Origin of the sequence: Mesotoga sp. Brook.08.YT.4.2.5.2. (assembly GCF_003351125.1) — a bacterium.
In the GTDB taxonomy this organism is placed as follows: domain Bacteria; phylum Thermotogota; class Thermotogae; order Petrotogales; family Kosmotogaceae; genus Mesotoga.
Map to the genome: position 1 here is coordinate 162635 of NZ_JPGZ01000009.1, position 15296 is coordinate 177930.

The window sequence follows — 15296 nt, forward strand, 5'->3', positions numbered from 1 at the left end:
AATTATAATTGTTGTGTTGAGTAAAATAAAGTCTTTAGCAGGGAAAGAGGCGGTTTTATGAACATTTGCAAATGGACAAACAGGACTTATCCACTGTTTAGTGATGACTGTACTGTAGGTGAGATTTTGAGCGACAGAAAGTCGGCTGGGCTCACGTATATAATCTCGGTGGATAGTGACGGGCGACTGGCAGGCGTTGCAAAAGTGGATGATATCAAAGATGTTGATCCTGCAACGCCCGTTTCAGAGGTTATTACAGAACCGGTCTTCTACTGTCGAGACTCTGATTTCATTGAAGATGCCGCACTAATGCTTATCGAGAGTCATGACTATGTTCTTCCTGTAGTTGACAATGATTTTTTGGTGGTGGGAGCTATCGGAGTCTTCGAGATTCTTGAAGGCCTGATGGAGTTCACTGCAATGGACAAGCCAGGAACAAGAGTCTCTGTCATTCTGGAGGACAAGCCAGGAGCGTTGCGAGATGTTGTAGATTACCTTGCCGAAAGAGAGGTAAATATCCTTTCGATAATCACGTCAGCGGCAGAATCAGATGATGAAAGACGGGTCGTTATCAGAACAGATGAGTCGGACATAGGAATGATCGCTGAAATACTTCAAGAAAAGGGCGTTTCTTTTGAGAGCATAAGTGAAGAGGAGGGTTTTGGTGTCTGATTTTGCAAGTTACCTCATTCTAGGTGCGGTTCAGGGAGCAACTGAATTTCTTCCAGTTTCGTCTTCTGGACATCTGACTATTTTTTCAAGTTTTCTTAATGTTCCGCTCGATGTTGAATCTAAGGCGGCGTTTTTTGCTGTATTGCATCTTGCAACATTCTTTGCCGTTTTGTTGTTCACATTTAAGGATGTATGGACCATATTCTCTGGTTTGGGTAAGCCAGAAAAGAGGGACTCTTCAATCAGGTATATATTGTTGCTTCTGATTGCGACCATTCCGGCAGTTATAGCTGGTTTTCTGCTGGAGGACGAGATAAAGCTACTGTTTTCAGATGTAGCCTTTGCATCTACCATGTTGTTTGTGACCGCGACTATGTTGTTCATATCGGATAGGCTTAAGGGTGATCGCAAGATATTGGATCTCTCTATTGCAGGGGCTCTTTCAATCGGTATCTTTCAGGCGGCGGCTATAGTTCCGGGGATATCCAGGAGTGGTTTCACCATCTTCGGAGCCTTACTTGTCGGTATGGTTAGAAGAGACGCCGTTAGATTCTCGTTCCTCTTGAGCCTCCCGGTTACTCTAGGAGCAGGTCTTCTGGAGCTTTCAAGAGTTAATCTTCCTGTCAGTACGGTTCTATTGTCTTCCATTCTTGCTTTCCTGACCGGAGTAATGGGACTGTGGCTTCTCAAGAAACTTGTTCTGAAGCGACGTCTGAGTTTGTTTGCCGTTTACTGTATAATTATAGGGACAGTAGGTTTGATTTTTCGAGGAGTGATGTAACTTGGACTTGAATCTCCTCTTTCCCGGCAGTTTGGTATATGTGCCGGGAATGCTGGATTCTCCAACGAGTAGCTGTGTTCTTCTTGTGGAAGATGAAAAAAAGATTCTCGTCGATCCGGGCGGTTTCCCTTCTCTAGAGATTCTTGAAGATAGACTGACTTCTCTGGGTCTTTCCCCAGATGGAATTACCGACATATTTCTGACTCACTTTCATCTAGACCACGCCTTCAACAGCATGTTTTTCCCGAACGCAAAAGTTCATCTGCATGAGAGTTACAGTAGCAGAGACTACGGTTCGTTTGGTCCAATAGTTGGAGCCATGTACCAGAAGATAGTTCTCTCCTGGAATAGAGTCGAGCCGTTCAGGAATGGAGACATGCTTCTAGATTCAGTAGAAGTTCTGGAGTCTCCTTTTCACTCGAGAGATCATGTTTCTTTTTTTCTTGAAACAAGTAATTGTGGCAATGTCTTTATTTGTGGAGATATATGCACAAGGCAAATACAGTATCACGAAATGCGAAAAGGTATGCGGACAGACGAGGCCGCTGCTTTCGTAATGAAGTACTTCGACATGGCAGATACTGTGATCTTTTCTCATGACCTGCCGATATTCAAGAGGTGATTACATGAGAGTGCTGTTTGTTTCTTACGAAGTGTATCCATTAGCAAAAGTAGGAGGTCTTGCTGATGTAGCTGGATCCCTTCCGAAGTACTTGAAAGAGCTGGGAGTGGATGTTGATATATTAATGCCTCTTCATGGATCGATAGATAGAAGCGTTTTATCAAAGACGGGAAGGGTCCAGAAGACAAGATTCTTAAGAAGCCCTCGCTTCTTTGATATCTATAAGACTAAATTGCCTCAAAGTGAAGTGAGTGTCTTTCTGCTGAGAAATGAAGATCTTATGGACTCCAAGGAGGTCTATGGCTCATCCGATTTAGCTCTTCAAGCAATGAGCTTTTCCGATGCAGCCACGTCCTTTGCGATTGAGCAAGGTTATGATATCGTTCATCTCAACGACTGGCATACCGGTCTCATGGCAGTCTATCTTAAGCAAGCCGAAGCCGGAATTAAAACAGTCCTCTCAATTCATAACTTAGCTTATCAAGGTGTCTATGAAGACAGTTATTTTGAACTCTCGGGGATTAAGAAAGATTATCAAAAAGATATTTCGGTGCAAGAAGGCCTCAATTTCCTTAAGGCGGGCATTGAATTCTCCGATAAGCTTAGTACGGTCTCCCCTACCTACGCAAAAGAAATCCAGACTCCTGAGTACGGTGCGGGGCTGGAGGCAATCCTTTCCAGAAGGAACAATGATCTGGTTGGAATATTAAATGGAATCGATTATTCCGAATACGATCCCGAAAACGACAAGCGTTTGTGGGCTAACTTCGGTCTTGATAATCTTAAGAACAAGAAGAGAAACAAATGCAATCTGCAGAAATTGGTAGGTCTTCCCAGAAACAATACGGCAGTTATTGGATTGATCTCAAGACTTGTTGATCAGAAAGGGCTCGACCTAATAGAGGAGATTAAGGATGATCTGATGAAGCTTCCCGTCCAACTAATAGTTCTGGGGACTGGTGAGAGGAAATACGAACTCATGTTTAAGGAGCTTGAAGAAGCTTATCCAGATAGGGTAGCTGCAAAGCTAACCTTCGATTTGGATCTTGCCCAGAAGATTTACGGGGGCGCAGATATGTTCTTGATGCCTTCCAGATATGAACCTTGCGGCTTGGGTCAGATGTTTGCCATGCGGTATGGGACGATCCCTGTAGTTAGATTCACCGGTGGATTGGCAGATACAGTGAAGGAATTTGACGGTTTGAATTCCGGAAATGGTTTTGGTTTTTCTGATTACAAAGCTAGTAGACTTCTTGAAGCAATTGAAAGAGCTATCGAAGTATACAGTCGGCCGGACTGCTGGAGGAAAGTAGTGTACAATGCCATGAGTGAGGACTTTTCTTGGAACGCTTCGGCGAAGAATTACATATCTCTATACAGCGAGATGCTGGAGGTCAAAGGTAATGCCTGAATTAAGAAAGGATCCGATAATAAAGAGATGGGTAATAATAGCTACTGAAAGAGCTAGAAGGCCTCATGATTTCATAAATGCCAGAGAGAAAGCGGAATCGGCTTTCTGTCCGTTTGATTACGGAAATGAGCACACCACTCCACCTGAAGTCATGGCTTTCAGACCTGCGGATACTACGAAAGACAGCCCGGGATGGTGGGTTAGGGTAGTTCAGAACAAGTTTCCAGCTCTTGATTCAAGTACAGAACCGGATCGCTTTGGCCATGGAATGTACGATGTTATAAAGGGTTTTGGAACGCATGAAGTGATTATCGAGACACCTGATCATAACGCATCTATGGCTACTCTATCGTATGAGCAGGTTAGGGAAGTGATCTGGGCATACAAAGAACGTCATCAGGTGCTTGAAAAGGATAATAGGATCAAATACGTGTTGATATTCAAGAACCATGGAAGAGAAGCTGGGGCATCCCTGATGCACTCCCACAGTCAGTTGATAGCTACTCCAATTGTGCCTAAGAGAGTTGCTGAAGAGATCGCTGGTGCTGCAGACTACTACCGTTTCAGAGAAAGATGCGTTTACTGCGATATGGTTAACCAGGAAGGACTGGAAGGGACGAGAGTGGTTGAGGAGAATAATGATTTTGTTGCTTTCGAACCATTTGCTGCAAGGTTTCCTTTTGAGACCTGGATCGTTCCGAAGGTTCATAAAGACAATTTCGGAGAGATCTCTGCTTCTCAGATCGATAGTTTTTCTGTGATACTTAAGAATATGTTGCTGAGGATTCACAAGGCTCTCGATAATCCGCCCTACAATTTCATGTTGCATACGGGAATCAAGGGTATGGAGCAATCCGCTCACTATCACTGGCATCTGGAGATAGTTCCAAGACTCACAAGGGTCGCTGGTTTTGAGTGGGGTTCAGGCTTCTACATAAACCCTATGCCTCCCGAGCATGCTGCGATGTATCTTCGAGAGGTCAGGATTGAGGAGGAGTAGAATGGAAACCAGAATAAGTGATGAACTGCTGAAGCATCTTGAAGGACTTGCAAAATTCGAACTGAGTGAACAGGAGCGCGTGAGTCTTAAGAAGGACATCGAAGAGGTTCTGCAGTACATGACGCTTCTAGATCAAGTTGATCCCAGTGCCGATGAAATGATATCTCCAGTCGAGAAGAGTCTTGAACCAAGAGAAGACGCTCCGATGGAATTTGAAGGTGCAAAGCTAATTCGTGATCTTTTTCCTGAGCGGGAAGGAGACTATCTCAAAGTTCCAAGGATATACAAAGGGGAGAAATGAGCAACGCTTCTGGTAAAAGATATGAAGAACTTGCTTGCAGGTATCTTAAGAAGTCAGGATACAAGATAATTGCGAGAAATATCTCGTATAGATTTGGTGAGATAGATATTGTTGCATTTGAAGGAAGGACGATGGTCTTTGTTGAAGTCAAGGGAGGGAGTTCTTTCAGATTGCCGAGATACAGAGTTGACGAAAGAAAGCTAAGGCGACTCGAGTTGGCTGCCCAGAGATACATATCAACTGAAAAGCCAACCTTTAGTGAAACAAGGCTTGACGTTATTGAGGTTTTGAATGATGGGGAAGTAAATCATTTGAAAGCAGTTGGAAGGTGGTAGTGTGCTTAGAAATAGCCAGAGAATCTTTGAAGAGTACGAAAGATGGCTTAAGAATTCTACGGAAGAGATGAAGGAAGAGCTCAAGATGCTTTCACCGGAAGAAGTTAGGGATAGGTTTGCTCTGGATCTCGAGTTCGGTACCGGTGGAATGCGAGGGGTTCTTGGTGCCGGAACAAATCGTATGAACATTTTCACAATAAGAAGAGCTTCTCTTGGCTTCGGTCGCTGGATTTCTGATAAGTACATAGATCCGTCAGTAGTAATAGCCTTTGATACAAGGCACAAATCTTCTCGTTTCGCTGAAGTGTCGGCCGAGGTCCTCTCCTCAATAGGTATCAAGGTTCACATTTTTGCTGAGCCAATGCCTGTCCCAGTCCTAAGTTTTGCGGTTAGGGAGCTTAAGGCAAGTGGAGGAATTGTAATTACTGCCAGTCACAATCCACCTCAGTACAATGGCTTTAAGGTCTACACTTCAGATGGAACTCAAGCGGTTCCCCGTTACGCTGAAGAGATAATTCAAAGCGTTAATGGATCAGACTTTTTCGAAAACTACTCGCCGAAGAGAGAGATAATTTATAACATACCGAACTCTGTTCTTGATGGATTTTTGGAGATTGTGAAGGAAAACGTTCTCCACCTTTGTAACGATTTTGAATCAATTAGCGTTGTTTATTCCCCTCTTCATGGAACCGGCAACTACCCTGTCTACAAGACACTTTCCGATCTTGGCCACAGAGTGAAACGTGTCGAGGAGCAGGCTATACCTGATGGTAGCTTCCCAACCGTGAAGAGTCCAAACCCGGAAGATCCGAAAGCATTTTCTATGGCTCTTGATGTTGCAGGTGAAACCGATGCCGATCTTCTGATTGCGACGGATCCGGATTGCGATAGGTTGGGCATAATGGTAAGGCAAGATGGAAAGTACATCGCGATCAATGGAAATCAAACAGGCGTGATAATGACCCATTTCATTCTTGAGAGATTGAAAGGGTCCCTGCCTGACGATGCGTTTATTGTGAAGACGATAGTTTCAACGGATTTGGTTAAGAGTATCGCTGCTCGAAGCGGTGTAAAAGTAAGAGAGACCCTAACCGGGTTCAAGTACATTGGAGAGATCATTGAGAAATCAGAAATCGAAGGAAGAGGAAAGTATCTTTTCGGTTTCGAGGAGAGCTACGGCTCTCTCTACGGAAGGCATGCAAGAGACAAAGATGCTGTTAGCGCTGCTGCTCTTGCCTGTACAATCGCGGGCTTCTTGAAGCGGTCAGGACTTTCATTGATAGAGTATCTTGAAGAGATCTATAAGGAGTTCGGTTATTATCTCGAGGCACTCGTTAACAAGGATTACGAAGGCATAGAGGGAAAGGAAAGAATAGAAGCAATCATGAAAGGGCTTAGGGAAAGTAGGCCATCTGCAATTGGGGGTTTTAGGGTAAGAAAATTCAAAGACTATATGGAAGACTCGGGTGATCTCCCCACGGCCGATGTGATTTCTATGGAGATGGAGGATGGTTCTAAGATTATTGTAAGACCTTCGGGGACAGAACCAAAAATCAAATTCTATCTCATGGCAAAGGGAGTAACCAATGATGAAGCAAGAAGAAAAATCGATGAGCTAAAAGAACTGATCGAAGGGATTGTAGGCCTATGAATTACAGGTACGCTCACATTTTGTACCGTGGGGATGATTTTCTCTCTCCAAAGAGAGCAACATTTGATCACAGAACTAAGACAGGCTTTATGACCACGTGGTCCACTGAGCATTCAACCGATTTACTCAAACACAAATACTGGAGTTGTCTTAGCGCTTATGGCCTTGAAAGTGCTACTAGACGCAAGATCTCTTTCGAAAGAAAGCACAGTGATGCGAACCTTCTTTACTTCAAGTACGAGCTGGAAGTTCCTGAAGCGCTTGAAGGTTACTTCGATCCAACGATACTCGAAGTGCTTTCTAAGAATCTTTCCGTAAGAGAGACAACTGAGGAAGTCTATAAAATGCTTAAGGATTATGAAGAGGGAACTCTGAGATTTAATGATCAGGGCTTTTCCTCATGGCTTGCAGGAAAAGTTGGAGGCCTTCTGCTAAGTGATGGCGAGAAGAAGGAGCTTGAAAACTCCTTGATAAAGTACGTCGAGACCATAGTTGGAAGGGTTTTGTGGACTGTTTATAATGGGGATTTACAGAGAATGGGAAAGGACCTCTCTTCAATGGTTTATCTCTACACCGAGATGCTAGATCTTACGGGTTCAAAATGACTGTGAAGAGATTCGCTGCAGTAGTGTCGTATGACGGGACCGATTTCTTCGGTTTTCAGAATCAGCCGGATATGCGAACTGTACAGGGCATCTTCGAAGAAGCTCTGGAAAGAATTCACAAGTTCAGAGTCTCGAGTCAGGGAGCCGGTCGAACAGACACGGGAGTTCACGGCTATGGTCAGGTAATCGCTTTTGATTCGAACCTCGATAGATTGGATGCTCCAACAATGAAAGCTGCGCTCAACGCGAATCTTCCGGCGGACGTGTATGTTAGAAAAGTGTATGAAGTAGCGGAGAATTTCAGCCCAAGATTTGCTGCGAAGAAGAGGATCTATCACTATTACATTCTCAATTCAAGCGAACCGGACATCTTCAGAAGAAGGTTTGTCTGGTGGTTCCCGTATACTCTGGATATTGAATCGATGCGGAGAGCAGGGAGTCGACTTCTTGGAGAACACAACTTTACTGCTTTCAGGACTGGCCGGGATGACAGAAATCCAATAAGGACCGTTTCAGCCATTAGAATTGTCAGGACGAGCCCTCGTCTTATACTCATTAGGGTCGAGGGAGTCTCCTTTCTCAAGAGAATGGTAAGGAATATCGTCGGTACGCTTGTGAAAGTTGGCACCGGGAGCACTTCTGAAGAAGCCGTCTCTGAATTCCTTTCTTCACAGGATAGATCAACGCTTCCAGGAACTGCCCCTCCTCAGGGACTTGTATTCTACAAAGCGGTGTTTGATGAGTTTGAAACGTAGACTTGATGAACTATTGTTTGGGCTTGGGCTGTCTGAGAGTAGAACGAAAGCAGCAGAACTGATCAGGAGCGGAAAAGTTACTGTAGATGGTATGATTGTTCTTAAGCCGGGTTACAAGGTGGATTCTGACAGAGAAATAGTCGCCTCGAACTCCTTTATGCCGGTAGGGCGAGGGTATTACAAACTGAAGAAAGCTATCGATGAGTTCAGAATAAAACCTGAAGGTAGGAGAGTACTTGATGTTGGTGCATCAACCGGTGGCTTTGCACAACTTCTGCTGGAAAATGGTGCAGCCAGTGTGATTTGTGTAGATGTTGGGAAAGACCAGATCAGTAACAAACTTAAAGAGGACAGCAGAATCTTGTCAGTTGAGTCAACTGACATAAGAGATTTCTCTATTGAGCAGTTTGGGGGCGAAGTTGATCTATTGACCGCGGACTTATCATTCATCTCTACAGCAGGTTTGGCAGAGCTCTTTAGGATGTTTCTGAAAGACAACGGAGAAGCGGTGGTCCTAATAAAGCCACAATTTGAAGTTGGTCCGGGTGTTGTTAAGAAGGGATTGGTGCGCTCACGTATGGCTCATCGCGAAGTTATAGAAGTATTTGTAAAGGCTTTTGTTAGTAGTGGCATGTTTCCCGTAGGAATAACGTTTTCTCCAATCAAAGGCAAAAGAGGTAACATCGAGTATCTTCTCTATTCGGTTGCTGGGGAGACATTTGTTGAGTTAGACTATGACTATTTGATTGAGAAGGCTTTCGCGTTTTTCGATCGGGATAGCAACCAATTGGTTTGAAGGGAGGGAAAACCCCGGTTCACTTGAGTGATCCGGGAGAGCTTGAAATCCTTACTCGTTTTTATGCTGGTGCTTGTTTCTTTTTCCGCATTAGTGGCACAAGATATTTTCGATTTCGTTCCTGAAGATGTCGGCTATTTTCTCATTCTTCGTGGGTTGAGATCAACGATGGAAGTTCTCAGGGACAGCACCAATTTTTTCGGTGCCTATCTCGGGGATGACGGGTTCGGTGCTGAACGAGCCTTTTATGGGATAATCGATGCTGCTGGATACAATGCGGAGGTCGATACGAGTTTTCTTAAGAACGCTTTGAATAATGACATTCTTCTCGTTGGCGAAGGTATCGATCTCTCTCTTGATGATCTGCTGATGTTTGATCCGTTTTATCTCCTTGAGAAACTGAAGCTCACCAGGAACAGAGTTTTCATAGCTTGGAGAACCTCTAATTCCTTTCAGTTATTGAAAGCTACGGCAGCCCTTCTGGATATGGCAATATTCGTTCAACCTGGAGAGACAGTTAACGAGTTGAGGAGCAGTACAGGAACTCTCTTCTACAATGCCGCAGATGACTACCTAATAATCGGCGGTAATAAAGAGGCTGTTACTCTGGCTATGAAGACATATGCTGGAGAAGGTGGTAGGTTACTGGAGTCAAACGGTAAGGGCAGAGAGGTTGCGGAGAAGAGTTATGACTTCACTCTTGCCGGTTATATTGATGGAGACCGATTTCAGCTTGATCTGGGACTTGAGTCTACCTTTTCAATCGAAAGTACTGTGGTTTTTGCTCGTCCGGAAGGACATACACTTACAGCTACGATTGTTCAGGATACGATGTTTGTGGACAGTGAAGAGCTTGAGAAGATGATTTCCTTGTCTGATGCCAAGGAGGTAGAGGCATCAAAGGCAACTCTTGGTGACTACACGGTTTTCTTTCCTTCCTCATCTGTAGAGACCTTGAGGAAGGAGCTCGCTCACTGGTTTGAGCTTGATCTCGAACCTTACAGAGAACTTGCGGATTTTGTTGTCCTTCTCTCGAGAGAAAGCACAGGAAATACAAGGATATATGGTGATTTGGTCTCTGAGACTCCGAGAGTAACAGCGGTGTTTACTAACAGAAGCCCGGATACCGAAAGACTCGAAGGACCGCTCAAAGAGTGGGGTGCGGTTCAGTCCTCGTACAGGGGCAGCCGTATCTACGAACTTGAGAATGATTTTGATACCATATATTTCATTTTCTCAGCCGAGACAACCGTGCTCACTTCGCTTACACCCGACGAATACTACAGATTGCTTTCTAATGCAGAGGTTTTGAGTAGTAACACAAGTTACGAATTCGTCAGAAGATTGGGCATGGACAACGATATCTTGCATGCATTTATTGACATGAAGAAGGTTTTTAGATCTCTCATGGGGATTTCTGTAGATAGCGCTCTCCTCTACCAGCAAACCTTCTATGAAAACGGTAATATGATTCACGCGCTACGTTTCTATTGAGGTGATTTGATGGGGATTTTCTCGAAGATATTCGACAAAAACAAAATGCTTCTCAAGAAGTATTCAAAAACAGTTGAAAAGATAAATGAATTAGAGCGAGAGGTCAGTAAGTACGATCGACTAGATTTCGTGAAGAAAACTGAGGAATTCAAAGCCAGGATTGACGAGGGCCAGTCGCTTGAGTCTGTTCTGCCGGAGGCCTTTGCGCTGGCAAGAGAAGCTGCCAAGAGGACAGTGAAGATGAGACCCTTTGACGTGCAGCTTATGGGTGCTCTTTCTCTAAACGAAGGCAAGATCGCAGAAATGAAAACCGGTGAAGGAAAAACTCTTGTGGCAACGATGCCCCTGTATCTAAATGCTCTGTCAGGTAAGGGTTGTCATCTCGCAACTGTGAACGATTACCTTGCAAAAAGGGATGCGGGATGGATGGGGCCGGTTTATGAGTATCTTGGGTTGCAAGCTGGGTTCATCCAAGCAGCAATGGAGCCTATGGAGAGAAAAAAAGCCTATGATTGCGATATAACTTATGGAACTGCAAATGAGTTTGGTTTTGACTACTTGAGAGACAATCTTGTCTACTCTCTCGAGAACAAAGTTCAGAGAGGCCACAACTACGTGATTGTAGATGAGGCCGATTCAATCCTCATAGATGAGGCGAGAACGCCACTGATCATCTCTGGTCCCGCTCAGGACTCGTCAAGTCTGTATAGACAGTTCGCCTTCTTTGCAAAGCGATTTCAGGCCGAAAAAGATTTTGTTGTCGATGAAAAGGACAGAACGGTGACCCTTACAGATGAAGGAATAGAAAAGGCTGAGAAGCTTCTTCAGATAGAAAATCTTTACGACCCCAGTAATTATGACTACATCTTCCATCTTTTGAATGCATTGAAGGCTATGATTTTCTACAGACGAGAAGTTGATTATCTTGTTACTAATGAAGGTGAAGTTGTCATTGTTGACGAGTTCACCGGCAGGTTGCTCCCTGGAAGAAGGTACTCTGAGGGTCTTCATCAGGCCATAGAAGCCAAAGAAAACGTGCAGATAAGACAGGAATCAGTCACTTTCGCAACTATTACCTTTCAGAATTACTTCAAGCTCTATGAAAAGGTATCGGGAATGACCGGTACGGCCGCGACTGAAGAATCCGAGTTCATTTCTATGTATAATACTCCGGTCGCCGTTATTCCGACGAACAAGAGAGTAATTAGGCTGGATAAAGAAGATGCAATCTATAAGACAAGGGAGGAGAAAAACGAAGCGATCACTGCTGAGATCGCTCAACGATATGAGAAGGGACAGCCAGTGCTCGTTGGTACTACTTCAATAGAAAAGAGTGAGCTCCTGAGCAAAATGCTGCAGAAAAAGGGGGTTCCTCATGAAGTCTTAAATGCAAAATACCATGAGAGAGAAGCAGAAATCGTGGCTAATGCAGGTGAGCGAAAAACCGTTACTATAGCCACTAATATGGCCGGGAGAGGAACTGACATAAAACTTGGTGATGGGGTTGTGGAACTTGGAGGACTGTACGTTCTTGGAACGGAGCGGCACGAGAGCAGAAGAATTGACAATCAGCTAGTTGGCAGATCAGGTAGACAGGGCGACCCAGGAGAGTCAAGATTCTTCCTCTCTACTGAAGATGATCTTCTTCGACTGTTCGGTGGCGAACGAATGCAATCGATTATGAATACCCTCAAGATCGAAAAAGGTCAACCAATAGAGCATTCGCTTCTAAGCAGGATTATTTCGTCTGCTCAAAAAAAGATTGAGGGAATGCATTTCGAGATTAGGAGACGCCTTTACGAGCTCGATTCGGTTATTGATCAGCAGAGGAGCGCCATATATGCTCACCGCAACTGGGTATTGAAGGGCGAAGAGATCGATTCGAATGTCTTTGAGATTATTGAAGATGTAGTTGATAGAAGACTGTCGGGACTTGCGCAGCTTCCTTCTTTTGAAGATATTAAAGTCTCCTTCAGTTTCCTGCCTGCAGGGGACATTGAGCGGCTCAAGGACATTAAGAACGTCGAGGAGCTTAGAAACGTAACCTTGTCGCTTCTGCAGAAGATTTATGCCGAAAAGAAGGCTTCATTTGGAGATGAGTTCCCTCAGGTGATGAAGTACATTATGCTAAGGATGATCGATGAGAGATGGAGAAGACACCTAGAATCTATTGAGCACCTCAAAGACTCGGTGGGTTTAAGAGCTTACGGTCAGAAAGATCCTGTGATAGAATTCAAGAAAGAGTCTTTCATTCTTTTTCAGCAGTTGACCGATTCTCTTTATGATGACATTGCCAGTGCCATAGTCAGAATAGTTAGAGTCGATAGTGATAAGGCCAAGCAAAACGCCGACAAGGAATTCAGAAGTCTTCAAGCTATGCACTCGGATTTCAGTGGAGTCGGAGGAGAAAAAAAGGCAGACACTGGCGGCAAGAAGAAGGGCACAAAAAGGTTCAAGGTGAAACGTTAGTCCGGAGGTGTAACTTGATTAGCTATGAAACAAACTTGAGAATTCAAGAGCTGAGGGAGAAATTCGATTCAATAAGAGAGACTCTTGATCTCGAGAAGATAGATGAGAAACTGAAGGATATCGAAAAAAGGATGAGTGATCCCTCAATATGGAACGACCAAAGAGAGGCTTCCAAGCTGGGAATAGATGCGCAGTCGCTCCGCGGAATCCTTGCTCTTCTAAGGGATGTGGAAGAGGAGTTTGAAAGCATTGACATTGCTGTTGAGCTATCGGGAGAAGACGAAAGCTTCGTCAAGAACGTTGAAGAGCTTGTAAGATCGGCGGAAAAGAAGGTCAGGGAGTTTGAGCTAACGATCCTCCTGAGCGGAAAGTACGATAATAACAACTGTTTTATGTCAATTCACCCAGGTGCCGGAGGAACCGAGTCCCAGGACTGGGCGTCAATGCTAATGAGGATGTACATGAGATGGGCCGAAGGAAATGGATACAGAATAACTATAGTCGATGAATTGCCTGGAGATGAGGCAGGAATCAAGAGTGTAACCCTGAATTTGGCTGGTCCACATGCCTATGGAAAGCTGAAGTTTGAGGCGGGTGTCCACAGGCTAGTAAGAATTTCTCCATTTGATGCAAATCACAGAAGACACACTTCTTTTGCTTCTGTTAGTGTCTTTCCCGAGATGGATGAAGTACCTGAAATCGAGATAAAACCTGAAGACCTCAAGGTCGATACATACAGATCCGGCGGTGCCGGTGGGCAGCATGTGAACAAAACAGACTCTGCCGTTAGAATTACTCATCTTCCAACAGGAATAGTTGTTGCATGTCAGACGGAAAGGTCTCAGCACCAAAACAAGGCAAATGCAATGAAGATGCTCTACGCAAAGCTATTTGAAATCGAGATAGAGAAAAAGCGTAACGAGAAACTCAAGCTAATGGGTGATCAAAAAGATATTTCGTGGGGAAATCAGATAAGATCATACGTATTCCAGCCTTACACAATGGTTAAAGACCACAGAACAGATGCGGAGACTGGCGACATTCAATCTGTAATGAATGGAGAGATAGACGAATTCATTGAGAAGGAACTGCTTTTCTTCTCATCAATAGAAAAATCTCTCGAATGAATATCGCTATGAGTTTGACTTTGGCTATAGAAAAATGTTATTATTCTTCCGAGCGGAGTGAATTCAGTGTCCAGGCAATATGATGAACACCACAGGAGCGTTATGGTTCACGAAGCGCTCCATTATTTGCTTGGTGGACGTATTGAGGGTACCTATCTTGATTGTACCGCTGGAGAGGGTGGTCACATAAAGGCAATACTGAAGGCCACCAACGGTCAGGCAAGAGTCATTGGACTGGATGTAGACCGTGAGGTTCTGGATTTAGCGGAGCAGAATCTCGAAGAATACCGGGGCAAGTTCAGACTATTTAATTCTTCTTACGTTGATTTCGAAACAGTATTAAGGCAGGCAGGCGTTGAAAGGGTAGACGGAGTTTTGTTGGATGTTGGCACTTCCACTTTTCAGCTGAAGGCTAAAGGAAGAGGGTTTTCGTACGAACTGGACGAACCGCTCGATATGCGTATGGATCTCTCAAATAAGATTACAGCAGCAGATGTTGTGAACAGCTACAGCGAAAGTGAACTGTCGAGGATCATCTTTGAGTATGGTGACGAGAAGAGATTTGCCAGAAGAATAGCGAAATGCATAGTTAACAGAAGACCTTTATCTACTACCAGAGAGTTGCACGATGCAGTGAAAGCAGCAATGCCACCGGCCGAAAGGTACAAGAGGAAAAGACATTTCGCAACAAAGACGTTTCAAGCGATAAGAATTGTAGTTAACAAGGAATTAGAGAACATCGAAGGTGTCCTGAGAAGCATTCCCGGTTTTCTTAAGCAAGGCGGTAGGATCGTTTTTATTTCATTTCATTCTTTGGAAGACGGCATAGCAAAAAGGGTATTCAGGGAGAAATCGGACTCAGAGTTGAAGATCCTTACGAAGAAACCCATACAGCCGTCACAAGAAGAAGTAGAACTCAATCTAAGAGCAAGAAGTGCAAGGTTGAGGGCAGCGGAGCGGATTTGAAGGGAGGAACATCTCGTGCAAGCCATAACAGCGAAGCGGAAATCGCTGGCGCGTGAGGGCGGCGAAGCCTTAACGAACAGTGAAGTATGGGGTTTATTTGGTTTTCTGCAAGTTCTTGTGATTTTTCTTTCACTGGCAGTTTCAATTGCTCTCCCGTTCTATTTTGGCAATGAAGTTGATAAAATTACAGAGGTGGCGACGAATAGAGAGCAGAGCATCACAGTCATGAAGTCTCGACTAGGAGATGTCTCTAGGGAAATTTCATATTTACAGACGGTTGTTGGGGTGAGAGCAGAAAAGTAGAACTTTGT

Annotated in this window: 16 protein-coding genes; all 16 read left to right on the top strand. The window is 44.3% G+C overall.

Translation table 11 applies throughout. The features are described from left to right. The first annotated feature begins 57 nt into the window (after positions 1–57). The 16 genes from Q502_RS02970 (at position 58) to Q502_RS03045 (ending at position 15288) form a co-directional block, all read left to right on the top strand. Entirely contained in the window at positions 58–672 is a 615-nt protein-coding gene (locus tag Q502_RS02970; protein WP_099828887.1) for an ACT domain-containing protein, read from the top strand. Further along, entirely contained in the window at positions 665–1453 is a 789-nt protein-coding gene (locus Q502_RS02975) for an undecaprenyl-diphosphate phosphatase (protein WP_099828888.1), read from the top strand. Before Q502_RS02970 ends, Q502_RS02975 begins: the two co-directional genes overlap by 8 nt. A gap of 1 nt (position 1454) precedes the next feature. Continuing rightward, positions 1455–2075 carry an MBL fold metallo-hydrolase gene (locus tag Q502_RS02980; RefSeq protein ID WP_099828889.1) on the top strand — a complete coding sequence of 207 codons (621 nt, stop codon included), beginning with the start codon at positions 1455–1457 and terminating at the stop codon, positions 2073–2075. A 4-nt stretch (positions 2076–2079) separates the two neighbouring features. Then, a complete protein-coding gene (locus tag Q502_RS02985) occupies positions 2080–3486 on the top strand; it encodes a glycogen synthase (protein ID WP_099828890.1) in 1407 nt (468 codons plus the stop codon). Continuing rightward, positions 3479–4486 carry a galactose-1-phosphate uridylyltransferase gene (galT, locus tag Q502_RS02990; RefSeq protein WP_099828891.1) on the top strand — a complete coding sequence of 336 codons (1008 nt, stop codon included), beginning with the start codon at positions 3479–3481 and terminating at the stop codon, positions 4484–4486. The genes Q502_RS02985 and galT overlap by 8 nt, the downstream gene beginning before the upstream one ends. Position 4487: 1 nt before the next feature. Then, positions 4488–4787, top strand: a complete 300-nt coding sequence (gene gatC, locus Q502_RS02995) for an Asp-tRNA(Asn)/Glu-tRNA(Gln) amidotransferase subunit GatC (RefSeq protein ID WP_099828892.1) — start codon at positions 4488–4490, stop codon at positions 4785–4787. Next, positions 4784–5122 (top strand): YraN family protein, encoded by a 339-nt coding sequence (locus tag Q502_RS03000; protein WP_099828893.1) that lies wholly within the window; start codon positions 4784–4786, stop codon positions 5120–5122. The genes gatC and Q502_RS03000 overlap by 4 nt, the downstream gene beginning before the upstream one ends. A gap of 1 nt (position 5123) precedes the next feature. Continuing rightward, positions 5124–6773, top strand: coding sequence for a phospho-sugar mutase (locus tag Q502_RS03005; RefSeq protein ID WP_099828894.1), 1650 nt, complete (start codon positions 5124–5126; stop codon positions 6771–6773). Continuing rightward, a complete protein-coding gene (locus tag Q502_RS03010; protein ID WP_099828895.1) occupies positions 6770–7378 on the top strand; it encodes a hypothetical protein in 609 nt (202 codons plus the stop codon). The genes Q502_RS03005 and Q502_RS03010 overlap by 4 nt, the downstream gene beginning before the upstream one ends. Positions 7379–7380: 2 nt before the next feature. After that, positions 7381–8133, top strand: a complete 753-nt coding sequence (gene truA / locus Q502_RS03015; RefSeq protein WP_180977910.1) for a tRNA pseudouridine(38-40) synthase TruA — start codon at positions 7381–7383, stop codon at positions 8131–8133. Then, positions 8117–8929: a TlyA family RNA methyltransferase gene (locus Q502_RS03020; RefSeq protein ID WP_099828897.1), complete on the top strand. Its 813-nt coding sequence runs from the start codon at positions 8117–8119 to the stop codon at positions 8927–8929. The genes truA and Q502_RS03020 overlap by 17 nt, the downstream gene beginning before the upstream one ends. A 42-nt stretch (positions 8930–8971) precedes the next feature. Further along, positions 8972–10423 (top strand): hypothetical protein, encoded by a 1452-nt coding sequence (locus tag Q502_RS03025; RefSeq protein ID WP_099828898.1) that lies wholly within the window; start codon positions 8972–8974, stop codon positions 10421–10423. A 9-nt stretch (positions 10424–10432) separates the two neighbouring features. Beyond that, the gene (gene secA, locus Q502_RS03030) at positions 10433–12892 is read left to right on the top strand and encodes a preprotein translocase subunit SecA (RefSeq protein WP_099828899.1); all 2460 of its coding nucleotides are present in this window, start codon (positions 10433–10435) and stop codon (positions 12890–12892) included. Positions 12893–12906: 14 nt separating this feature from the next. Then, the gene (prfB, locus tag Q502_RS03035) at positions 12907–14019 is read left to right on the top strand and encodes a peptide chain release factor 2 (RefSeq protein WP_099828900.1); all 1113 of its coding nucleotides are present in this window, start codon (positions 12907–12909) and stop codon (positions 14017–14019) included. A 66-nt stretch (positions 14020–14085) separates the two neighbouring features. Beyond that, positions 14086–14985, top strand: coding sequence for a 16S rRNA (cytosine(1402)-N(4))-methyltransferase RsmH (rsmH, locus tag Q502_RS03040; RefSeq protein ID WP_099828901.1), 900 nt, complete (start codon positions 14086–14088; stop codon positions 14983–14985). 15 nt (positions 14986–15000) lie between these two features. Then, entirely contained in the window at positions 15001–15288 is a 288-nt protein-coding gene (locus Q502_RS03045; protein ID WP_099828902.1) for a hypothetical protein, read from the top strand. The last annotated feature ends 8 nt before the right edge of the window (positions 15289–15296 follow it).

Excerpts from the sequence above, each read along its gene's own strand:
- Q502_RS02985 (WP_099828890.1), top strand. The coding sequence starts at position 2,080 with ATGAGAGTGCTGTTTGTTTCTTACGAAGTGTATCCATTAGCAAAAGTA.
- Q502_RS03020 (WP_099828897.1), top strand. The coding sequence starts at position 8,117 with ATGAGTTTGAAACGTAGACTTGATGAACTATTGTTTGGGCTTGGGCTG.
- galT (WP_099828891.1), top strand. The coding sequence starts at position 3,479 with ATGCCTGAATTAAGAAAGGATCCGATAATAAAGAGATGGGTAATAATA.
- secA (WP_099828899.1), top strand. The coding sequence starts at position 10,433 with ATGGGGATTTTCTCGAAGATATTCGACAAAAACAAAATGCTTCTCAAG.
- Q502_RS03000 (WP_099828893.1), top strand. The coding sequence starts at position 4,784 with ATGAGCAACGCTTCTGGTAAAAGATATGAAGAACTTGCTTGCAGGTAT.
- gatC (WP_099828892.1), top strand. The coding sequence starts at position 4,488 with ATGGAAACCAGAATAAGTGATGAACTGCTGAAGCATCTTGAAGGACTT.
- Q502_RS02970 (WP_099828887.1), top strand. The coding sequence starts at position 58 with ATGAACATTTGCAAATGGACAAACAGGACTTATCCACTGTTTAGTGAT.
- Q502_RS03010 (WP_099828895.1), top strand. The coding sequence starts at position 6,770 with ATGAATTACAGGTACGCTCACATTTTGTACCGTGGGGATGATTTTCTC.